Source organism: Actinokineospora sp. UV203 (genome assembly GCF_056323665.1).
On record NZ_CM150484.1, the window covers coordinates 5,016,263 to 5,037,768 of the forward strand.

The window sequence follows — 21,506 nt, forward strand, 5'->3', positions numbered from 1 at the left end:
GGCCTTTTCCATCCGACCAGATGTGACCTGCGTCCCGCGCGTACCGTATTCGCGGACGTCAGCGCGCATATGAGGAGGACGCACGTGAGCCGGATCGTGATCATGGGTGGAGGTCCCGCGGGTTACGAGGCGGCCCTGGTCGCGGCCCAGCACGGCGCCGATGTCACCGTGGTCGAGCGGGACGGCCTCGGTGGGGCCTGCGTCCTCTACGACTGCGTGCCGTCGAAGACCTTCATCGCCTCCGCGGGCGCCCGCTCGGCCTTTCGCGACGCCGACGAGCTGGGGATCGGCGTCGAGGACGTCGACTCCTCGGTCAACCTGCCGGTCGTGCGCGGCCGGGTGCGCGGGCTCGCGCTGGCCCAGTCCGCCGACATCCGCAACCGCATCCAGCGCGAGGGTGTGCGCCTGCTGACCGGCTACGGCCGCTTCTGCAACGACCGCCCTGGCATGGCCGCCCACCGCGTCGCCGTGACCATCAACGATGGCACCGAAGAGGTGCTCGACGCCGACGTCGTCCTCATCGCCACCGGCGCGAACCCGCGGGTCATCGCGGGCGCCGAGCCGGACGGCAAGCGGGTCCTCGACTGGCGGCAGATCTACGACCTCCCCGAGCTGCCCGAGCACCTCGTGGTCGTCGGCTCCGGGGTGACCGGTGCCGAGTTCGCGTCGGCGTTCATCGAGATGGGCGTCAAGGTCACCGTCATCTCCAGCCGCGACCGCGTCCTGCCGCACGAGGACGCCGACGCCGCCGCCGTGCTGGAGGACGTGTTCTCCGAGCGCGGCACCACACTGGTCAAGCACGCCCGCGCCGAGAAGATCGAGCGCGACGACACCGGCGTCAAGGTCCACCTCAAGGGCGGCGAGATCGTCGAGGCGTCGCACGCGCTGATGACCGTCGGCTCGGTGCCCAACACCGGCGACATCGGCCTGGACAAGATCGGCATCGACCTGGGTCCCGGCGGCTTCATCAACGTCGACAGGGTCTCGCGCACCAGCGTCCCCGGCGTCTACGCGGCGGGTGACTGCACCGGCGTGCTGATGCTGGCCTCCGTCGCGGCCATGCAGGGCCGCATCGCGATGTGGCACGCGCTGGGCGAGGGCGTCGCGCCGATCAAGCTCAAGACCGTGGCCGCCAACGTCTTCACCCACCCGGAGATCGCGACCGTCGGCATCAGCCAGCACGCCATCGACTCCGGCGAGGTGCCCGCGCGCACCGTCATGCTGCCGCTGGCCACCAACGCCCGGGCCAAGATGGAGGGCCTGCGACGCGGGTTCGTGAAGCTGTTCTGCCGTCCGGCGACCGGTGTGGTCATCGGCGGCGTGATCGTGGCGCCGAGTGCGAGCGAGCTGATCCTGCCTATCGCGCTCGCGGTTCAGAACCAGCTGACTGTGGACGACCTGGCGCTGACCTTCTCGGTGTACCCGTCGCTCTCGGGTTCCATCACCGAAGCCGGCCGCCAGCTCATGCGCCACGACGACCTGGACTGACGGTCCGGGCGGGCGCCCGGACCGTCAATTCCGAGGTCAGGCGCCGTCAGCCGCCGTTGGACGGCCGGTACTCCGGGACGCTGAACGTGCGCGCGCTCGGGGTGCTGACCGGGGGCACCGAGTCGAGCAGGGTGCGACCGATGACCTGACGGGCCCGCAGCGCCGGGTGGGTGGCGCTGTAGTTGTCCTTGTTCGCCGTTGCGTCCCCGGTGAACTGCCCGGAGGCGAACAGGGCGAACGTGATGGCCGCCTTGCCCGCGGTGTCGAAGACGATGCCCGCCTCGTTGCGGCCGTCGGCGAACCAGCCCGCCTTGGTCGCCACGCGCACCCGCTCGGCGGAGCTCATGTTGAGCCGGATGCCGTCGGTGAACGAGGTCAGCGAGCGCAGCAGCTTCAGCACGTAGGCGCTCGACGTTGCCGAGAGCAGCGTCCCGTCGACGAGCCGCTGCAGCATCGTGTGGGTCTCACGCGCGGTCGTGGTGCCGAGGTAGAACCGGTTGGGGTTGGCGACCGGCTTGACCTGCGTGTGCACAAAACCCTTGGCGCGCAGGATCTCGTTGAGCTCGGCGGCCGGGACGACCAGCCCGCACAGGCGCACGGCGGTGTTGTCCGAGACGGTCAGCAGGTTGGCCAGCACGTGGCCCAGGGTGACCGAGCTGGGGTACGCGCCGTCGTAGCCGAAGATCCCGTCGCCGTCGTAGCTGACGATGGCGGCGGTGACATCGACGCGCTGGTCCAGGGTCAGCAGACCCCGGTCGACCTTGTCGAGCACGGCCGTGGCGACAGCGATCTTGTTGACGCTGTACGCCTCGACGACCTGGTCGGCCCGTGCCTCGACGGCGGGAGTGGCCTCCCCGGTCACGGTGATGAAGGACGACCAGGTGCCCGCGGCCTTGGTCGTCTCGCGGCCATAAGCAGATTTGATCTTGGAGCAGGCCTGCGCCGCCGTGGCAGGAGTGCTCGCCGACGCCTGTGTGGTGGCGCCGACCCCCAGTGCGGTGGCGCCGACTACGGCGCCGAGGCCCAGAGCGGACCTTCGTGTGACGTTCATGATCCGAGTAAACCAGAATGTGATTTACCGACATGGCCTTTGGTGTGAACCCAGCTGAGCCCGCAGATTGACACCGTCCGTCATCGCGACGCCGACCGGGTTGCAAGAACGGGTGAACATCGCTGGATTGGCTGGGGTCGCGATCGGCAGATAGCGCCTCCGCGGAACCATGAGCCGCCGGGCGCGGCGATGCTGACGAGTGGCCCTACTGTGCCGCCACCGCATCCCGGGAGACTGACGCGGTGAGCGTGTCAGTGGCGATCCGGGTGGCGTCGGTCCTGTTGTGGATCAACGCCATCGGCTTCGGCCTGCCGTGCGTCTGGGCGATCAGGAACCTGCTCACCGGGCGCGAAGTGCCGATCCTGCTGGGCTTCCCGGCCTACGGCGGCGGCCCGTTCGACCGCTGGGGCCCACGGGCCTCGGGCGTGATGCTCTTCGTGTTCATGCTGGTCTGCGTGCTGGAAGGGGTAGCGGGCTGGCTGCTGTGGGGCGGCCACACCGCCGGGGCCGTGCTGGCGCTCGCGCTGCTCCCGGCGGGGGCGTTGTGCTGGTGGGGTTTCGCGCTACCGATCCCACCGGTGTTCGCGCTCGTCCGGACGGTCCTGATCCTGCTGAACTGGCACGCCTTGAAATGAGGGCCCAGGTCGGGATCACCCCGACCTGGGCCGTGGCACTCAGTCGTCCTGCTCGACCCAGTCGAAGGTGCGAGTCACCGCTTTCTTCCACTGCCCGAACGTCTTCTCCCGCGCGTCGTCCGCCATCGCCGGGGCCCATTCCTTGTCCTTGGCCCAGTTCTTGCGGATGTCGTCCTCGCTTTCCCAGAACCCGACCGCGAGTCCGGCCGCGTACGCCGCGCCCAGTGCGGTCGTCTCCGCGACGACCGGGCGGATCACGGGGACGCCGAGGATGTCGGCCTGGAACTGCATCAGCAGTTCGTTGCCGACCATGCCGCCGTCGACCTTGAGCGCCGTCAGCGGCACCCCGGAGTCGGCGTTCATGGCGTCGATGACCTCGCGGGTCTGGAACGCCGTGGCCTCCAGGACCGCGCGCGCGAGGTGGCCCTTGTTGACGAACCGGGTCAGGCCCACGATCGCGCCGCGGGCGTCGGAGCGCCAGTAGGGGGCGAACAGACCGGAGAACGCGGGCACGAAGTAGCAGCCGCCGTTGTCCTCGACCGTACGCGCGTGTTCCTCGATCTCCTCCGCCGAGCTGATCATCCCCAGGTTGTCCCTGATCCACTGGACCAGCGACCCGGTGACCGCGATCGACCCTTCGAGCGCGTAGACCGGAGCCTGGGTGCCGATCTTGTAGCAAACCGTTGTGAGCAAACCGTTCTCGCTCATCACCTGGTCGGTTCCGGTGTTGAGGAGGACGAAGTTGCCGGTGCCGTAAGTGTTCTTGGCCTCCCCGGGGGACAGGCACGCCTGCCCGAAGGTGGCCGCCTGCTGGTCGCCGAGGATTCCGGCGATGGGGACACCCGCGAGCGCGCCGCGTTCGCGGACCTTGCCGTACTCCTCCGAGGACGACCGGATCTCCGGCAGCATCGACAGCGGAACGCCCATCTCCGAAGCGATGTCGGCGTCCCACTGCAGGGTCGACAGGTCCATCAGCAGGGTCCGGGAGGCGTTGGTCGGGTCGGTGACGTGCACGCCGCCGTCGACGCCGCCGGTCATGTTCCACAGCACCCAGGTGTCCATGTTGCCGAACATCAGCTCGCCCGCCTCGGCCCTGGCGCGGGCGCCGTCGACGTTGTCGAGGATCCAGCGGATCTTGGGGCCGGAGAAGTACGTCGCCAGTGGGAGGCCGGTCTTCGCCCGGTAGCGCTCCTGGCCGCCGCCGAGGTTGCCCAGTTCGGTGGCGATCCGGTCGGTCCGGGTGTCCTGCCACACGATCGCGTTGTAGACCGGCTCGCCGGTTTTGCGGTCCCACACGACCGCGGTCTCACGCTGGTTGGTGATGCCCACCGCGGCGATGTCGGGGGCGTGCAGGTCGGCTTTGGCGAGCGCGCCCGCCGCGACCGCCCTGGTGTTCTCCCAGACCTCCTTCGGGTCGTGTTCGACCCAGCCCGCCTTGGGGAAGATCTGCTTGTGCTCGCGTTGGTCGACCGCGACCACCTCACCCGCGTGGCTGAAGATCATGCAGCGGGTGGACGTGGTGCCCTGGTCGATCGCGGCCACGTACTTGGTCATCTGTGATTCGCCCTTCGTAGCTGATCGATCAGGAAGGCAGGATCTGCGAGAGCAGGCCCGCGAGGACGGCGCCGACGAGCGGGCCGACGACGGGGACCCACGAGTAGTTCCAGTCCGCCGAGCCCTTGCCCTTGATCGGCAGGATCGCGTACGCGATGCGGGGGCCGAGGTCGCGGGCCGGGTTGATGGCGTAGCCGGTGGGGCCACCGAGCGAGGCGCCGATGCCGATGACGACGAACGCCACGGCCGCGTAGCCCAGTGCGGAGTTGCCGAACTGCGGCACGCCATCCTCGGTGTTCACGGTGGGGCTGGTGAGGATCCAGATGACCAGCACGAACGTGCCGATGATCTCCGTGACCAGGTTCCACACGTAGTTCGGCACCGTCGGGCCGGTGGAGAAGATCCCGCGGGTGTTCGCGGGCTCGTCGTGGGTGTCGAACTGCAGTTTGTAGGCCGCCCAGGCCAGCACCGCGCCGAGGAAGGCGCCCACGAACTGGCCGATCAGGTAGGCGGGAACCTTGTCCCATTCGAGCTTGTCCGCCGCGGCCAGCCCGAGCGTGACCGCCGGGTTGATGTGCGCGCCCGACGGGTTGGCGATGCTCGCGCCGACGAACACCGCGAAACCCCACCCGATCGTGATCAACAACCAGCCGCCCGCGAAACCGAGCGACTTCTTGAGCACCACGTTCGCGACGACACCGCAGCCGAGCAGTATCAGCGCTGCCGTGCCCATCAATTCCCATAGGACTATCTCGCCGAAATTGAGGTCCATGGCTGATCTCCCTCTCGCTCCAAGTAGCGAAGGGGCAGGCAGCCGAGTTGCCTGGCACGGGCGCGGCGATGCCTACCCTGAGGGGTTCGGACGCTACCCGTGGGCGGTGTGGCTGTCCATCGGTCGAATGCCCCAGCGCGCCGGACGCGGTAGCGTGATCGTGGTCGTGTTTGCCCGCGTGATCAGGGAGGCGGACCGTGGCGACTCGCAAGCCAAGGACGGCCGAAATTCGTGCCGACTCGGACCCCTTCGGCGGCAGACTCGACGCCGCCGCCCGCGAGCATGCCTGGGAGCGGCTGGGCTCGGACCCGTTCGACGTGGTGATCATCGGCGGCGGTGTCGTGGGCGCCGGGGCCGCGCTCGACGCGGCCACCCGGGGGCTCACGGTCGCGCTGGTCGAGGCCCGCGACCTGGCGTCCGGGACGTCGAGCCGGTCGAGCAAGCTCTTCCACGGCGGTCTGCGCTACCTCGAACAGCTGGAGTTCGGCCTGGTCCGCGAAGCCCTGCGCGAACGCGAGCTGATGCTGACCCTCCTCGCCCCGCACCTGGTGAAGCCGGTCAGCTTCCTGTACCCGCTGACCCGCCGGATCTGGGAACGCCCGTACACGGCGGCTGGATTGCTGCTCTACGACAGCCTGGGCGGCGCTCGCTCGGTGCCCGGCCAGAAGCACCTGAGCCGCGCCGGCGCGCTGCGCATGGTGCCCGCGCTCAAGCGCAACGCCCTGATCGGCGGCATCCGCTACTTCGACGCCCAAGCCGACGACGCCCGCCACACCATGACGGTCGCGCGCACCGCCGCCCACTACGGCGCGGTGATCAGGACATCGACCCAGGTCGTCGACTTCCTGCACGAGGCCGACCGGGTCCGCGGCGTCCGCGTCCGCGACGTGGAAAACGGGCGCGAAGTGGACGTCAGCGCCAACGCGGTGATCAACTGCACCGGCGTCTGGACCGACGAGTTGCAGCGGGTCTCGGGCAGTCGCGGCCGCTTCCGGGTACGCGCGAGCAAGGGCGTGCACATCGTGGTCCCGCGCGACCGGATCGTCTCGGAGTCCGGGCTGATCCTGCGCACGGAGAAGTCGGTGCTGTTCGTGATCCCGTGGCGCAACCACTGGATCGTCGGCACCACCGACACCGACTGGAACCTCGACCTCGCCCACCCGGCCGCGACCAAGCGCGACATCGACTACATCCTCGACCACGTCAACTCCGTCCTCGCGACCCCGCTCACCCACGCGGACATCGAGGGCGTCTACGCCGGTCTGCGCCCCCTGCTGGCAGGCGAGAGCGAGGAGAGCTCCAAGCTCTCCCGCGAACACGCCGTCGCCCGCGTGGCGCCGGGCTTGGTTGCCATCGCGGGCGGCAAGTACACGACCTATCGGGTGATGGCGGCTGACGCGATCAACGCGGCCTCGGTGGACCTGCCCGGCAGGCTCCAGCCGTCCATCACCGACCGGGTCCCCCTGCTGGGTGCCGACGGCTACCACGCGCTGGTGAACCAGGCGGACCTGCTCGCCGCCCGACACGGGCTGCACCCCTACCGCGTCCGGCACCTGCTCGACCGGTACGGCTCGCTGGTGCACGAGGTGCTCAACCTGGGCGCGGGCAGGCCGGAGCTGCTCAAGCCGCTGGACTCGGCCCCGGACTACCTGAAGGTGGAGATCGTCTACGCGGCCAGCCACGAGGGCGCGCTGCACGTGGAGGACGCGCTGGCCCGGCGCACCCGCATCTCGATCGAGTACCCGCACCGGGGTGTGGACTGCGCCAGGCAGGTCGCGGAGCTGATGGGCGAAACCCTGGGCTGGTCCCCGGACGACGTGACCCGCGAGGTGGACGTCTACCTGTCCCGCGTCGAGGCCGAACGCGACTCCCAAACCCAACCCGACGACCAAGCGGCCGACGCGACCCGCTCGGCGGCCCCGGAGGCTCGGCCGCACCTGGTGGAGCCGGTGGTCTAGGGCGGCGCGTCAGCCGCCGATCACGTTGGGCGGCAGCTGGTGATCCTCCCCGTCCACCACAACCGACTCCGTCACCTGCTCCACCGATCCAAGATCACGCCGCCTGCCGGAGACATCCCGGCTCGGCGTCGACTCCGTGTCGGCGAACCACTGGCTCGACCCGAGTGCCTCAGTCCCGAACCGCCGCAGCGCCATCTTGTCGGCGGTCGTCGGCGCCGCCCCAGTGGGTGAGACGGGGGCACCCGCGCCACCCGTGCCCGCCATCGGGCCTGCGGGTGTCCCCGCAAGATCACCGATCGCCGTGGGGGCAGCGGGAAGAGCAGGCGTGGCTCGGGCCGAGCTCCGGCCGTCCCGGGACTTCGAACCAGGGCCGTGACCAGGACTCGGAGCCGCCCCGATCGCCGGATGCGCCTCCATCGGCGCCGCTCCCGACGAGATGCCCGGGGTCACAGTTCGTCGGGCAGGTTCGGCTTGCAGCGTCGCCCCCGAGAGGACGACGCCCTGGTTGCCGCCCAGGACCTCGCGGACGTGCGGGGAATGGTGCCCGCGCGGCTTCTCGACGACCGAGGGCAGCGCGGCCGCGACGGCCGACGCGATGGTCGACGCGACAGCGGACAGGCCGATGCCTTGGCCGCGGTTGCTGTGCCGGTCCCGGCCGCTGTCAAGCAGCTCCGTGGGCTGCTCGAACACGGACAGGGCGGCCAGGTTCGCGGTGGTGGCCTCCTCGTAGGCGGCCATCACCTCGAACGCCCGCTGCTCGCCGCTCGACTGGGCGGCCTCGATCGGCTCCGGGTCGGTCTGCGCGCCGACGACCTGGATCGCCGAGGCGATCGTGGGGTCCGGCTGCTGCTGGGGGATGTTCTCGGGCACGGGCATGTCGGCCCGCGCCTTGGCGACGTAGTCACCCTGGTTCTCCACCGCGGCCCGCATCTCGGTCGCGGACTCACCAGCGGTGGTCGCCCAGGCGGCCAGTGGGGCGAGCCGCTCGGAGGCCCGGCCCGCCGCCCGACCCGTCCAACTCGCGCCGGAGCTGTCGAGCGCGGTGGCGAGGTCCTGGCCGACGTCGGACAACGTGCTCGCCAACTCCGCCCACCGGCGACCCGGGTCGGCCGACGCCTGCGCGCCCGGGCCTTCGTGTAAGAGGCGGTAGAGCTCTTCGTGGGTGAAGCCCCGCCAGCGTTTGGTCTGCTCGGTCATGTCGTCCCCCTCAGCCCTGGCCGGTGTGACTGACGTTCGCCTGGTTGTCGTCTTCCAGCAGGCGGTACTGCTCGGCGATCTTGTCGAGCGTGTCGACCGCCGTCCCCAGCTGCCTGCGGAACGAGCGCAGCTGTTCCAGCGCGGCGGTCTCGGTGTCGACCGACAGCGCGTTGATCCCCTCGGTGGCGTCCTGGCTCACCGGGTCGTTCGCCCACGCGGCGACCCTGACCTCGGTGGCCGCCAGTTCGAGTTGGCGGTCGACCTGGTCCAGTGCCGAGACGAACGCGCCGCGCAAGGCGGGGACCGCGTTCGGTTCGACATCGAGCAGGTCCTTGTGGTTGTGCCCGTGCTTGTCTGGCACGTCGCCTCCCCGTCCCTACCTGTGCTGCGTCCACCTTATCGAGAGTCGATACTCGGATTCGACTGTTCGATACCCCTGTTGTGGACGCGCGGGAACCCCGTTGGGTTCCGATCTAGGTACCGTTGGTGAGCGGTCAGGCGTTACGCAGCACCAGGACCGAGCTTTCGGCGTCTTCGGAGAGCACGGAGAAGCCGAGCTTCTCGGCGACCCGACGCGACGCCGCGTTGTCCGGGTGGTGTTTGTAGAAGACCGCACGCAGCCCGAGCGCGCCGAAGCCGAAGCGCAGGACCGCGCCGAGCGCCTCGGTGGTCATGCCGCGGCCCCGGGCCGACGGGTGCGCCCAGCAGCCCGCTTCGGCTGTGTGGTTGTCCCAGTCGACCTTCTTGAGCAGCACCTCGCCGAGCAGGTCGCCGGTCGTCGGCTCGGCCACGGCCCACGAGAACCGCGTCTCCTCGGCCCAACCCTGCGCGCGCCGGGTGATGTAGGCGTGCGCCCGGTCCGGGTCGGAGATGTCGATGTGCGACATCCAGCGCTTGCTTTCCGGGTCGCTGAAACCCTCGATGATGGCCTGCCGGTCATCGATGCGGTCGTCCGCGCGCAAGGCCCTCAGGTAGTACTTGCCGGCGTTGATCTCCACCATTTCCACGCGCGTCACCAGGATGTTTCGAGCATGCTTCGGCGTTCACGCCGGGGAGGAATCGAGTTCGGGACGGCCTGCGCCTGCCCCTGCCGGTCTGATTTCAAAGTCACTCTCCTGGTTTGTCGGTGGTGGTCGTCAGGTTGATCGGCATGTCCCACTTCCGCCTTCAGCCAACGCCTGTCCAGGAGCGGGTGTTGCTGGAGCAGGGATCCTCGCCGCCTTCCGTTGCCGATCCTGCGGTCTCGCCGCCAACGCGGATGTGAACGCGGCATTGAATATTCGACACGCGTCGGGGCAGGCCGTGGCTGCACGGGGAGGCCCGCCGTTGGGTGGGCTTACGAACCGTGAACCTCAACGCGACCTCCTCCTCGTGCGGTAGTTGCTGCTGTTGGAATCCCCGGTCTTCAGGCCGCGGAGGATGTCAAGCTAGCTGTTCAGCCGAGCAGCCCATGCACGGACAGCGCGGTGCGCAACGAGTCGGTGTCCGGCACGTGGGCCGCGGCGAGCCCGAGCTCCTGCGCCGCCAGCACATTGGGCTCGCTGTCATCGCAGAACAACGTCGCGCTCGCCGTGGCGTCGAGCAGGGCCAAGGCGGCCAGGTAGGCCTCGGGTTCGGGTTTGCGCGCACCGATCTCGGCCGACGAGATCACCCCGTCCACCTCCCGGTCGAGCCCGAGGAGCGCCATATCGTGCGGGAGCCGGGTGGTGGCGTTCGTCAGCAACGCGACCCGACACCGCACGCGCGCGGCCCGGACCAGCGCCAACGCGGTCGTGATCACGTACCCCGGCCGCGACCAGGCCGTCACCGCGGCCGCGGCCGTCGACATGGACACCTCACCGCCCGCGAGCTCACGCGCGATCGTGGCCAGCCAGCGGTCGTGGCTGACCAGCCCGGTGATGGCTGGGGTCAACAGCTGCGGGGAGAACGCGGTCCCGGCGACGGACCCGGCCGCGAGCCCGAACTCGGCGTCGTCGAAGGAGTGAAATCCGCGCAGGACCCCGTCGAGGTCGAGCAGCAGCAACTCCGGGCCGCTCAGCGCCCGCCCCGACCGAGATGCCTGCGCCGCCAGTCGTTGTTGGACCGGTTGACGAGGACGGCGACGAGGATGGGCAACACGATGAAGGGGAAGAAGCCGAAGCGGAAGGCCATCACGACACCCACGATGATCGCGATCGGGACCAGGGCGGATGAGACGCGCAGGCCTAGGGGGCGCGAGGGCAGGTAGGGCATGGGCATCGGGGGTGGGGCGGCGAAAGCCGGTGGGGGAGCGTGGAATCGTGGGCGAGGGTCGGGGAGATCGGTGAAGAGCGATAGCAGCTCGCCGCGAGTTCGGGCGGTCGCCACTTTCGCGCTTCGGTCGCCGTATTCGTCGACGGTCAGCCTGCCTGCTGCCATGTGCTCGCCCAACGCGCGCAGGCCGTTTTCACGCTCGGCGTCGCCGATGCGCATTTCGGGCTGCGGTTCATGGGCCATGTGTCGATCCTACGGACACGCTTGGGTGTTTAGCTGAGGTCTCTCTCAGTCGCGGTGCGTCAACGAGAGCGGGGACCTGCCGAATGGCAGGTCCCCGCCTTCGTGACTGGGTGCGGCGGGTGTCAGTCCTTGATCTCGCAGATGACGGTGCCGGTGGTGACGGTCTCGCCGACCGCGATGCCCAGGCCGGTGATGGTGCCCGACTTGTGGGCGGTGACCGGGTTCTCCATCTTCATCGCCTCAAGCACCAGCAGGAGCTCGCCCGCTTCGACGGTCTGGCCGTCCTCGACCGCGATCTTCACGATGGTGCCCTGCATCGGCGCGGTGACCGAGTCGCCCGACGCCGCTGCTCCGCCCTTGCCACCGGAACGCTTGCGGGGCTTGGCTTTCGCCGCCGCGCCGGCGCCGCCGCCGGAACCGAGGGAGAAGGTGCCGGGGAGGGAGACCTCAAGCCGCCTGCCGCCGACCTCGACGACGACGTTCTGCCGGGGCTGCTCTTCCTCGGCTGCTTCCGCGCCGCCGGTGAAGGGTTCGATGGTGTTGTCGAACTCGGTCTCGATCCAGCGGGTGTGCACGAAGAAGGTCTTGCCGTCACCGATGAACGCCGGGTCGCGCACGATCGCGCGGTGGAACGGGGTCACGGTGGCCATGCCCTCGACCACCAGCTCGTCCAGGGCGCGGCGGGCGCGGGCGATCGCCTCGTCGCGGTTTTCGCCAGTGACGATGATCTTCGCCAGCAGCGAGTCGAACTGGCCGCCGATGACGGTGCCGGACTCCACGCCCGCGTCGACGCGGACGCCGGGGCCCTCGGGGGAGATGAACTTGGTGACGGTTCCCGGGGCGGGCAGGAAGCCGCGGCCCGCGTCCTCACCGTTGATGCGGAACTCGATCGAGTGGCCGCGCGGGACTGGATCTTCTTGGAAGCGGAGCTTCTCACCGGCGGCGATGCGGAACTGCTCGCGGACCAGGTCGACGCCCGCGGTCTCCTCGGAAACCGGGTGCTCGACCTGCAGTCGGGTGTTGACCTCGAGGAACGAGATGGTGCCGTCCGTGCCGACCAGGTACTCCACCGTGCCCGCGCCGGAGTAACCGGCTTCCTTGCAGATGGCCTTCGCCGACGAGTGGATCTCGGCGCGCTGGCTGTCGGTCAGGAACGGGGCCGGGGCCTCCTCGACCAGCTTCTGGTGGCGGCGCTGCAGCGAGCAGTCGCGGGTGCCGACGACGACCACGTTGCCGTGCTCGTCGGCGAGCACCTGGGCCTCGACGTGCCGGGGCTTGTCCAGGTAGCGCTCGACGAAGCACTCGCCGCGGCCGAAGGCGGTTACGGCCTCGCGGACCGCCGAGTCGAACAGCTCGGGGATCTCCTCGATCGTGCGGGCCACCTTCAGGCCACGCCCCCCGCCGCCGAACGCGGCCTTGATCGCGACCGGGAGACCGTGCTCCTCGGCGAACGCGACGATCTCCTCGGCGCCGCCGACCGGCTCCTTGGTGCCGGGCACCAGCGGCGCGCCCGCGCGCATCGCGATGTGCCGCGCGGTCACCTTGTCGCCGAGGTCGCGGATGGCCTGCGGGGTCGGTCCGATCCAGATCAGACCCGCGTCGAGCACCGCCTGGGCGAACTCGGCGTTCTCCGAAAGGAAGCCGTAGCCGGGGTGCACGGAGTCGGCGCCGGAGCGCTTCGCCACGTCGAGCAGCTTGTCGAAGGACAGGTAGCTCTCACCGGGAGTGTTGCCGCCCAGCGCGAAGGCCTCGTCGGCCAGCCGCACGAACGGGGCGTCCCGGTCGGGCTCGGCGTAGACGGCCACACTGCCCAGACCGGCGTCCTGGCAGGCGCGAATAACGCGGACAGCGATCTCGCCGCGATTGGCAATGAGAACCTTGCTCAGCGTCTTTGCCGACTCGGGCACGCCGTTCCTCCTAGTTCGCGGGCTTGGGGGGAGTTTACGGACCCAAAGCCATTAGTGAACCGAGAGCAACCCCACATGTGTGTGGATACTGTGCCCAGTTCCCACCGCACCCCAGGAGGTGACAGCGCCATGGCCCGACGGACGCCCCGCTCGGTGGTGGTGACGGCGCTGCTCTGCGGTGTGGTGACCGCCGCCGCCCTGGCCGGCGCCGCGGTCCTCAAGGCCAGGTCACAGCGGGTGGCGACACCCCTGTCGACCAGTGTTTCCGCCCCGCCGACGACCGCGGGCGTGGGCCTGTCCGGGTGCCTGCGCGAGCCCTGCCAGGTGCTCGCGTCGACCACCGTTGCGGGCACTTTCGTCGAGCTGATCGCCGACGCCGGTGCCACTTCGGGGCGATTGCGCATCGGCGGACCGTCAGCCAGCCAGGTGATCGAGACGACAGTCACCGACCTGGGTGTGACGCTCACCCCGACCTCGCTGCAGTGCGTGCCCGGTTCCGCGTCGGCGTGCCTGATCCGCGGCGAGGGCCCGGACGGCATGACGGGGCAGGTCGTCGTCGGCCGCTCGGACAAGTGGAACGCCCAGGAGCGCGCCTACCTGTCGTCGGCCGGTCTGCTGGTCCTCAACAACGTGGTCAGCGACTCCTCGCCGGAGGTCATCGCCGCCCAGTACGACTGCAAGGGCAACCAGGTCTGCGACAAACGCCCGGTGTACGCCCAGGTCTTCGGCCTCAGCGGCCAGGAGATCGGCTGCACCCGCACCTACACCCGCCTGGAGCAACTCCCCGGCTACCCCCAGGTCGCCTTCCCGTCGGCCCAGCTCCGCGACTGCCCCTGAATGTCGAACTCACTTGCCTGAGCGGGCGACTCGTTCGCCGGAAGGGGCGACTCGCGGATCATCGCGAGTCGCCCCTTCCGGCAAGTGAGTTCGACGTTCGGGCGAGTGAGTTCGACGGTCAGACGAGGGCGGGTTCCTTTGCCGGGGTCGGCTCTGGGGCGTCGAGCAGGGGCGGGGCGGACGGGGCGGCGAGGATCTCGTCGTCGAGTAGGCCCTCGTGGCGGGCTACCAGGACGGGGACGGTGATTTGGCCGGCTACGTTGGTGGCCGTGCGGATCATGTCGAGGATGGGGTCGATGCCGTAGACGATGGCGACGCCGGTCGCGATGACCTCCGGCGGCAGGCCGATCGTGCCCAGCGTCAGTGTCAGCATGGTGAACCAGCCGGTGGTGCCCGCCGTGGCGAACGCGCCGAACACGGCCACCGCCACGATGCCGACGTACTGCCATCCGCTGAGCGAGATCCCGAACAGGTTCGCGATGAAGATCGTCGCGATCGCCGGGTACAGCGCGGCGCAGCCACTGTTCCGCCACCCCGGAATTTTGAAGCCTGGTCACCGATGGAGCGAACGTCCGGGAAGTTGGTAACCGTGGCCGGCTTCCGTCACGGTGCCCCTTAGCACCAGTCGATCGACGGTCAGAGCAGGGCGAGTTCCTTGCGAGCCGAATCACAATGTACTGGCCGCCCACGGCGAGGGCGGCCACATAGACCGAGGCGATCAGCGACAGCAGCGGTTTGAACTTGAACGACGACCGACCGGTGCTAAGGGGCACCGTGACGGAAGCCGGCCACGGTTACCAACTTCCCGGACGTTCGCTCCATCGGTGACCAGGCTTCAAAATTCCGGGGAGGCGGACGTGTCGAAGATCGCCTTGTTGAACGCCACGAACGGCGCTGCGCGCTCACCCAGGCTGTAGGCGGCGATGCCGACCAGGACCGCGACGAACACGACCTGCAGCACCTCGCCCTCGGTGAAGGCGGAGAACAGGTTGCTCGGCACAAGTCCATTCAGGACGGTCAGCCAGTCGCCGTGGTCGCGGGTGGCGAGTTTGTCCACCGCGCTGGCGCTCGGCTCGACGTCGACGCCCTTGCCCGCGCCGCCGATCAGGCCGACGGCGATGCCGATGAGCACGGCGATCAGCGAGGTCGCACCGAACCAGAGCAGCGTCTTGCCGCCGAGGCGGGCGGCGGTGCGCGCGCCGCCGAGGCCGCGAAGGCTGGTGACGCCCACGACGATCGCGGTGAACACCAACGGGATCACGGTGAACTGCAGCAGGCTGGTGAAGACGTCGCCGATGGTCTTGAGCGTGGTGGTCAGCCAGGCCGTGTCGGTCTGCTTGGCGACGAACCCGAGTAACGCGCCGAGGACGAGCCCGGCGAGGACGGCGATGCCGAAGTTGCGTGAACTCCGGGACTTGGGCGTGGACATGCGGAAACTCCAAGAAGAGACAGGGCAGGCTGGGCAAACGGCTGGATCAGCGCGCCGTCCGTCCTGCTCTGCGACTGCCCTGACCGACGACCAACCGCTGCCAAGGGGCACCGTGACGCAAGCCGACCACGGTCACCAACATTCCCGGACGTTCGCTCCCCAGGTGACCAGGCTCAAAAATTCCGGGGAGGCGGCACAGTGGGAGCACTCCAGAAGTCGACGACACTGAGGCCGACCTCGTTGAGCAGTCGGCGCATCAGCGGCAGGCTGATCCCGATCACCCCGGACGAGTCGCCCTCGATGCCGTCGACGAACCAGCCGCCGCGCCCGTCGAGGGTGAACGCGCCCGCGACCCGCAGCGGCTCACCGGAGGCGAGGTAGGCCTCCAGTTCGCGTTCGGTCGGCTTGCCGAAGCGCACCACGGTGCTCTCGGTGCCGGTCGCGGTCGCGGTGACCTCGCCGCCCTCGACCCGCAGGACGGCGTGCCCGGTCATCAGGTCGCCGGTGCTGCCCGCCATCCGGCCCCACCGCTCGCGCGCGATGTCGACGGTCGCGGGCTTGCCCATCAGCTGCCCGTCGAAGTGCAGCATCGAGTCGCAGCCCACGATCAGCGCGTCCGGGTGCTCGGCCACGACGTCGGCCAGCACCGCCCGCGCCTTGGCCTCGGCGAGCGCGACGACCACCGTGTCGGGCTTCGCGTCCGGCAGCGACGCCTCGATCGCCTCCTCGTCCACACCCGACACCCGGACCACCGGCTCGATTCCGGCGTCGCGGAGCACGCCGAGGCGGGCGGGGGACTGGGAGGCCAGGACGAAGCGCATGCCGGTAAGCCTAGAAGGACCCTGTCATCGGGATCTGCAGGACCGTCTTGGTCAGGTCGACGGCGATCTTCGGGTAGTTGCCCGCCGAGCCGATGTAGGAGGTGTCCGTGCTGCCGATCACCAGCGCGAGCTTGTGGCCCGCGGGGATGACCTGGTCGGTGCTCGCCAGGTTGAAGGTGATCTTGTAGGGCGTGTTCGGGGAGAGTGTCTTGCGTGAGTCCAGCGACGCGTAGTGGCCGAGGTCGGCCCAGCCGCGGCTGATGATGTTGGCGCTGGTGCTGGTCTTGTTGGTGGCCGTGTCGAGGAAGCAGGCGCTGTCACCGGTCGCGCTCTCGCCCCAGCAGGACCGGGTGGACAGCGTGGTGATGCCCTCGCCGGAACCCCGGTAGTTGCGGATCGTCGACGGGCCGAGGTCGACCAGGACGGCGGTCAGCCGCGCGGCGCTGGACGACGATGTCGCGGTGACCGTGATGCGTGGTGTCCCCGAGATCCGGTTGTCGGCGGTGAGCGCGGGCGAGCTGTAGATAAGCCGGGCCGAGGACGTCGTCGTCGGGTTGGTGATCCAGGTGTACTCGCTGGTGCGGTTGTCGGTGAACCGCCCCCACACCGGGATCTCGGTGGGCGGCGGCGGCGCGGAGTTGAGCACGCCGACGCCCGCGGTGCTCGACGCGTGCGCGTAAAGGTGCTTCGGGGTGGTGACGACGGGCCAGCTCACGTCGTTCTTCCACACGTCCGGCTGGTGCTCGACGGTGGAGCGCGGCTCGTTCTGGATGCCGTTGTCGATGCCCATCAGGTAGTGGTCGAACCAGCGGTGCAGGGTGTCGACCCACACCGAGCGGCGGAAGTCGAACGGGTCGACGTGGCCCGCCTGGGTCAGCCAGATCTTGCGCTCGACGGTCGCGGGCAGCGCGTTCCACCACTGCCCGAAGTTGATCGACTTCACGTTCAGGTCGTTGACGCCGTGCACGACGAACACGCTCGCCTTGACGTTCGCCGCGTTGGGCACGTAGTCGCGCTCGCGCCACATCGCCGTCATGTCACCACTCGACGGCGAGCCGTTGTCCAAAGTGGACTTCACGGTGGCGCAGTTGTTCGCCGCGGCCGAGTTCTCCACGCGCGAGGCGAGTGCGGACGGTGTGCCCATGGTCAGGGTCGCGCCGTGTGCCCGGTAGTAGTCGTACCAAGAGCTGATGGCGCCGATGGGCACGATGGTCTTGAGCCCGTCGACCCCGGTCGCCGCGACCCCGTTGGCGATCGTGCCGTCCCACGACTTGCCGATCATGCCGACGGCGCCGCTCGACCAGGACGCGCTCGCCTGCGTCGAGCTGGTGGCGGAGGTGTAGCCGGTGGCGCGGCCGTTGAGCCAGTCGACCACGGCTTTGCCGGAGGCGACCTCGGAGCGGCCGCCGACGTCGACGCAGCCGTTGGAGCGCGCGGTGCCGGACAGGTCGACCAACACGATCGCGTAGCCGCGTGGGACGAAGTAGTTATCGTAGAAGAGAGGGAACTGGATCGGGCGACCTGCTGAGTCGTAGGTCTTCTTCTGGCTCTCGTTGCCGCGGCCCAGCGAGGTGTAATACGGGCTGGCGTCCATGATCACCGGCACTTTGACGCCCGCGGTCTGCGCCTCGCGCGGCCGGATGATGTCGGCGGCGACCCGCACCCGCGCGCCCTGCGGCGAGGTCAGGCCGGTGTCGACCCAGACTGTCTCGCGTACGGCGTCGGCGTAGGAGTAGATCGGCGTGCTCTCCAGCGGCTCGGCCACGGCCGGGCTGACCGGGACGAGCACGGAGCCGACCGCGGCCGCGACGGTGAGCAGGGATCGCCTGATCGTCATGGGTCGACGCTACGGAGTCGCGCCTTCCGGGCGATAGTCCAGGTTCTTCGCGTTACCACTTGGGGGTTGGATGCCCGCCGCGCAGAGGATGCCGAGGACCAGCACGACGACGGGCAGCACGAGGGTCGCCTTGGCGGCGTTGGTGAACCCTAGGGCGTAGGCGTCCGTCGCGAGGTCACGCACCCGCGCGGCGATCGACGGCGACCAGTCGGCGGGCACCTGCGGGCCGGTCTGGCGGAACTGGCTGGCCGTGTTGGCCGCGTCGCTGACCCGCCGGACGAACTCCTCGACGTAGCGCGGCGGCAGGGACCTCGCGGTCTGCCGGGCCGCCTCCGGCACGGACACGCTGAGCCCGACCTGCAACAGCAGCCCGGTCGTCGCGCTGCCCAGGACCCCGCCGACCTGCCGGGACGTGTTGAACACCCCCGAAGCCGCACCGACCAGGGGCCCAGGCAGGCCGAACGTGGCCGCGGCGGTCAGCGGCGAGTAGACCAGTCCGATCCCGACGCCCGCGATGACCAGCCCCGGCACCAGCACCATCGGCGCGGTGTCCGGCTCGGCCAGCGCCGCGATCAGCACCGTCCCGCCCGCGAGCGCGCCCAGCCCACTCATGATCATGCGCTTCCCACCGACGCGCCCCGCCACGATCGCCGCCGCACCCGCCGCCACGGCCATCGGCGCGCACAGCAGGCTCGACTCGACCGGCCCGAGGCCGAGGACGGACTGCACGTAGATCACCAGCGGCAGGAACATCCCGGTGACGGCGAACCCGAGCGCGCCGTGGGTGAGGTTGGCGAAGGCGAAGGTGGGGTTGGCGAACAGGCCGAGCGGCACCAGCGGCTCGTCGGTCATCCGCCGCTGCCAGATGATGAAGCCGCCGAGCAGGAGCAGGCCGATCCCGATCACGTGCAGCACGCCGAGCGGCCCGATGACCGTGCCCCAGTGGTAGTGCTGGCCGTTCTGCAGGCCGAACACCAGCGCCCCAAGCCCGGCGGAGGCCAGCACCGCACCCAGGGTGTCGAACCGGATCCGCCCGTTCGGCAGCCAGTCGGGAAGCACCACCAGCCCGACGACAAGCCCCACGGCGCCGATCGGCAGGTTCAGCAGGAAGATCCACTGCCACCCGAACTGCTCGACAAGCAGTCCCCCGACCACCGGCCCGGTGATCGTCGCGACCCCGGCGACCGCACCCCAGACGGCGATGGGGGTCCCCCGCTTCTCCGGCGGGAACAACCGGGTGATGAACGTCAACGTCTGCGGCGTCATCGCCGCTGCCCCAAGTCCCTGGACAGCCCGGGCGGCGATCAACGACCCAGCGGAGGTCGCGAGCCCACACCAGAGGGAGGCGGCAAGGAAGATGACCAGCCCGACGATGAGGACCCGCTTGGGCCCGTACCGGTCGCCCAGGCGGCCGGTGAGGAGCAGGGGAACGGTGTTGGCCAGCAGGTAGACGCTGTTGACCCAGATGACCTCGTTGAGGCTGGCGTCGAGGCTGGTGAGGATGGCGGGGATGGCCACGGTGACGATCGTGGAATCCAGCATCACCATGAAGAAACAGGCACACAGCGCCATGAGCGCGACCCACGACCGCCGCTCAGTGCTCACCATGCTCGCTCCCGCAGTGCCCGCCGCCCGATTCACCCGGAAGTGAAGCAGATCAGCGTGGCAGGCCCGATGCGCGCCAAGCGCCGGGGCCGTGGTCCAACTGCCTGCGGACCGAGGTTGTCCTGGCCGACCACGCCGACGACGCCTGGGTCTCTTCCTCCCCCGAAGCGGTGGCCGCGACCGCGACCACCGCCGTCAGGGCGGCCAGTTCGACGTCGTCCGGGGTGCCGCGCACGACGCGCAGCAAGGGGTGGTCGCTCACGGGCTGCTCCTGTGTCAATGGCTCTACAGCGGGATGTTGCCGTGCTTCTTGGGGGGCAAAGTCTCCCGCTTGTCGCGCAGCATGCGCAATGACCGGGCGACGTAGCCGCGGGTGTAGGACGGCGGGATGACCGAGTCCACATAGCCGCGCTCAGCCGCCACATACGGGTTGAGCAGGGTGTCCTCGTACTCGCGGTCCAGCTTCGCCCGCAGGGCGTCGACGTCCTCGCCCGCGTCCATAGCATTCTTGAGGGTCTTGCGGTGCAGGATGTTGGACGCGCCGGAGGCGCCCATGACGGCGATCTGGGCGGTGGGCCACGCCAGGTTCATGTCGGCGCCGAGGTGCTTGGACCCCATGACGTCGTACGCGCCGCCGTAGGCCTTGCGGGTGATGACCGTGATCTTCGGGACCGTCGCCTCGGCGTAGGCGTAGATGAGTTTCGCGCCGCGGCGGATGATGCCGGTCCACTCCTGGTCGGTGCCCGGGAGGAAGCCCGGCACGTCGACGAAGGTCAGGACCGGGATGTTGAAGGCGTCGCAGGTGCGGACGAACCGGGCGGCCTTCTCCGAGGCGTCGATGTCCAGGCAGCCGGCGAACTGGGTGGGCTGGTTGGCCACGATGCCGACGCTCTGCCCCTCGACCCGGCCGAAGCCGACCAGGATGTTCGGCGCGAACAGCGGGTGGACCTCCAGGAACTCGCCGTCGTCGACGACCCGGGTGATCACCTCGTGCATGTCGTACGGCTGGTTCGCGGAGTCCGGGATCAGCGTCTCGAGCTCGCGGTCGGTGTCGGTCAGGTTGTCGTTGACCGAGCCGTCCTCGGCGAACCCGGGGAACAGCGGCGCCTCGGACAGGTTGTTCGACGGCAGGAAGGACAGCAGCTCCTTGACGTAGGAGATCGCGTCCTCCTCGTCGGCGCCCATGTAGTGCGCGACACCGGACTTGGTGTTGTGCGTGCGCGCGCCGCCAAGCTCCTCGAGGGTGACTTCCTCACCGGTGACGGTCTTGACCACGTCCGGGCCGGTGATGAACATCTGCGAGGTCTGGTCGACCATCACGATGAAGTCTGTCAGCGCCGGGGAGTACACGTGCCCGCCCGCGTTCGCGCCCATGATCAGCGAGATCTGCGGGACCACACCGGACGCGCGGACGTTGCGGGTGAAGATCTCGCCGTAGAGGCCCAGCGACACCACACCCTCCTGGATGCGCGCGCCACCGCCCTCGTTGATGCCGATGATCGGGCGGCCGGTCTTGATCGCCAGGTCCATGACCTTGACGATCTTCTCGCCGTAGACCTGGCCGAGCGAGCCGCCGAAGACGGTCACGTCCTGGGAGAACACGCACACCGGGCGGCCGTCGACCGTGCCGTAGCCGGTCACCACGCCGTCGCCGTAGGGGCGGTTCTTCTCCAGGCCGAAGTTCGTCGACCGGTGCCGCGCCAGCTCGTCGAGCTCGATGAACGAACCCGCGTCGAGCAGCATGTCGATGCGCTCGCGGGCGGTCATCTTGCCCTTGGCGTGCTGCTTCTCCACCGCCCGCGCCGACCCCGCGTGCACCGCTTCGTCATTGCGGCGATAGAGGTCCGCGAGCTTGCCCGCCGTGGTGTGGATATCGGGCTCGTCCACCGGGGCTTTTCCGATCGGCTCGGTCGCGCTGCTCATGAGGCGGCAGCCTAGCG

19 protein-coding genes and 1 pseudogene are annotated in these 21,506 nt (G+C 69.4%); 5 read left to right on the forward strand and 15 right to left on the reverse strand.

The annotated features are described in order from the left end of the window. The first annotated feature begins 84 nt into the window (after positions 1–84). Positions 85–1,488 (forward strand): NAD(P)H-quinone dehydrogenase, encoded by a 1,404-nt coding sequence (locus ACUZ2Y_RS24150; protein ID WP_476322702.1) that lies wholly within the window; start codon positions 85–87, stop codon positions 1,486–1,488. Positions 1,489–1,534: 46 nt separating this feature from the next. Here the strand turns inward: ACUZ2Y_RS24150 and ACUZ2Y_RS24155 are convergent, their stop codons facing one another. After that, positions 1,535–2,539: a serine hydrolase gene (locus tag ACUZ2Y_RS24155; RefSeq protein WP_476322705.1), complete on the reverse strand. Its 1,005-nt coding sequence runs from the start codon at positions 2,537–2,539 to the stop codon at positions 1,535–1,537. 242 nt (positions 2,540–2,781) lie between these two features. On the opposite strand from ACUZ2Y_RS24155, the gene ACUZ2Y_RS24160 reads away from it, so the two are divergent. Next, positions 2,782–3,174: a hypothetical protein gene (locus ACUZ2Y_RS24160; protein ID WP_476322708.1), complete on the forward strand. Its 393-nt coding sequence runs from the start codon at positions 2,782–2,784 to the stop codon at positions 3,172–3,174. A gap of 39 nt (positions 3,175–3,213) precedes the next feature. Here the strand turns inward: ACUZ2Y_RS24160 and glpK are convergent, their stop codons facing one another. Beyond that, positions 3,214–4,728, reverse strand: a complete 1,515-nt coding sequence (glpK, locus tag ACUZ2Y_RS24165; RefSeq protein ID WP_476322711.1) for a glycerol kinase GlpK — start codon at positions 4,726–4,728, stop codon at positions 3,214–3,216. A 28-nt stretch (positions 4,729–4,756) separates the two neighbouring features. Further along, the gene (locus tag ACUZ2Y_RS24170) at positions 4,757–5,500 is read right to left on the reverse strand and encodes an MIP/aquaporin family protein (RefSeq protein WP_476322714.1); all 744 of its coding nucleotides are present in this window, start codon (positions 5,498–5,500) and stop codon (positions 4,757–4,759) included. A gap of 227 nt (positions 5,501–5,727) precedes the next feature. Here ACUZ2Y_RS24170 and ACUZ2Y_RS24175 point away from each other — a divergent pair, with 227 nt between their 5' ends. Further along, a complete protein-coding gene (locus tag ACUZ2Y_RS24175; RefSeq protein ID WP_476332044.1) occupies positions 5,728–7,458 on the forward strand; it encodes a glycerol-3-phosphate dehydrogenase/oxidase in 1,731 nt (576 codons plus the stop codon). A 9-nt stretch (positions 7,459–7,467) separates the two neighbouring features. Here the strand turns inward: ACUZ2Y_RS24175 and ACUZ2Y_RS24180 are convergent, their stop codons facing one another. The 3 genes from ACUZ2Y_RS24180 to ACUZ2Y_RS24190 form a co-directional block, all read right to left on the reverse strand. Then, positions 7,468–8,655, reverse strand: coding sequence for a PPE domain-containing protein (locus tag ACUZ2Y_RS24180; RefSeq protein WP_476322717.1), 1,188 nt, complete (start codon positions 8,653–8,655; stop codon positions 7,468–7,470). 10 nt (positions 8,656–8,665) lie between these two features. Beyond that, positions 8,666–9,016, reverse strand: coding sequence for a transcriptional regulator (locus ACUZ2Y_RS24185; RefSeq protein ID WP_476322720.1), 351 nt, complete (start codon positions 9,014–9,016; stop codon positions 8,666–8,668). A 133-nt stretch (positions 9,017–9,149) separates the two neighbouring features. Then, positions 9,150–9,671, reverse strand: coding sequence for a GNAT family N-acetyltransferase (locus tag ACUZ2Y_RS24190; RefSeq protein WP_476322723.1), 522 nt, complete (start codon positions 9,669–9,671; stop codon positions 9,150–9,152). Between the two features lie 4 nt (positions 9,672–9,675). Between ACUZ2Y_RS24190 and ACUZ2Y_RS24195 the strand changes: the two genes are divergently transcribed. Beyond that, a complete protein-coding gene (locus tag ACUZ2Y_RS24195; protein ID WP_476332046.1) occupies positions 9,676–10,035 on the forward strand; it encodes a zinc ribbon domain-containing protein in 360 nt (119 codons plus the stop codon). 55 nt (positions 10,036–10,090) lie between these two features. Here ACUZ2Y_RS24195 and ACUZ2Y_RS24200 read toward each other — a convergent pair whose 3' ends face one another. From ACUZ2Y_RS24200 to ACUZ2Y_RS24210, 3 genes are all read right to left on the reverse strand, one after another. Then, positions 10,091–10,678 (reverse strand): HAD family hydrolase, encoded by a 588-nt coding sequence (locus tag ACUZ2Y_RS24200; RefSeq protein WP_476322726.1) that lies wholly within the window; start codon positions 10,676–10,678, stop codon positions 10,091–10,093. Between the two features lie 11 nt (positions 10,679–10,689). Next, complete coding sequence (locus ACUZ2Y_RS24205) at positions 10,690–11,130, reverse strand: DUF1707 SHOCT-like domain-containing protein (protein WP_476322729.1); 441 nt, start codon at positions 11,128–11,130, stop codon at positions 10,690–10,692. Between the two features lie 122 nt (positions 11,131–11,252). Further along, positions 11,253–13,037 carry an acetyl/propionyl/methylcrotonyl-CoA carboxylase subunit alpha gene (locus ACUZ2Y_RS24210; RefSeq protein WP_476322732.1) on the reverse strand — a complete coding sequence of 595 codons (1,785 nt, stop codon included), beginning with the start codon at positions 13,035–13,037 and terminating at the stop codon, positions 11,253–11,255. Positions 13,038–13,166: 129 nt separating this feature from the next. On the opposite strand from ACUZ2Y_RS24210, the gene ACUZ2Y_RS24215 reads away from it, so the two are divergent. Next, entirely contained in the window at positions 13,167–13,874 is a 708-nt protein-coding gene (locus tag ACUZ2Y_RS24215; RefSeq protein ID WP_476322735.1) for a hypothetical protein, read from the forward strand. A gap of 118 nt (positions 13,875–13,992) precedes the next feature. Here the strand turns inward: ACUZ2Y_RS24215 and ACUZ2Y_RS24220 are convergent. The 6 genes and pseudogenes from ACUZ2Y_RS24220 to ACUZ2Y_RS24245 all read right to left on the reverse strand — a co-directional run bounded on the left by ACUZ2Y_RS24220 (position 13,993) and on the right by ACUZ2Y_RS24245 (position 21,489). Continuing rightward, positions 13,993–15,303, reverse strand: a pseudogene (locus ACUZ2Y_RS24220) (dicarboxylate/amino acid:cation symporter). A gap of 173 nt (positions 15,304–15,476) precedes the next feature. Beyond that, entirely contained in the window at positions 15,477–16,124 is a 648-nt protein-coding gene (locus tag ACUZ2Y_RS24225; RefSeq protein ID WP_476322738.1) for a Maf family protein, read from the reverse strand. 10 nt (positions 16,125–16,134) lie between these two features. After that, entirely contained in the window at positions 16,135–17,961 is a 1,827-nt protein-coding gene (locus tag ACUZ2Y_RS24230) for a Xaa-Pro dipeptidyl-peptidase (RefSeq protein ID WP_476322741.1), read from the reverse strand. A 9-nt stretch (positions 17,962–17,970) separates the two neighbouring features. Then, positions 17,971–19,569, reverse strand: coding sequence for a DHA2 family efflux MFS transporter permease subunit (locus ACUZ2Y_RS24235; protein ID WP_476322744.1), 1,599 nt, complete (start codon positions 19,567–19,569; stop codon positions 17,971–17,973). A gap of 49 nt (positions 19,570–19,618) precedes the next feature. Beyond that, the gene (locus ACUZ2Y_RS24240) at positions 19,619–19,828 is read right to left on the reverse strand and encodes an acyl-CoA carboxylase epsilon subunit (RefSeq protein ID WP_476322747.1); all 210 of its coding nucleotides are present in this window, start codon (positions 19,826–19,828) and stop codon (positions 19,619–19,621) included. Positions 19,829–19,851: 23 nt separating this feature from the next. Next, a complete protein-coding gene (locus ACUZ2Y_RS24245) occupies positions 19,852–21,489 on the reverse strand; it encodes an acyl-CoA carboxylase subunit beta (protein ID WP_476322750.1) in 1,638 nt (545 codons plus the stop codon). Positions 21,490–21,506 lie beyond the last annotated feature (17 nt).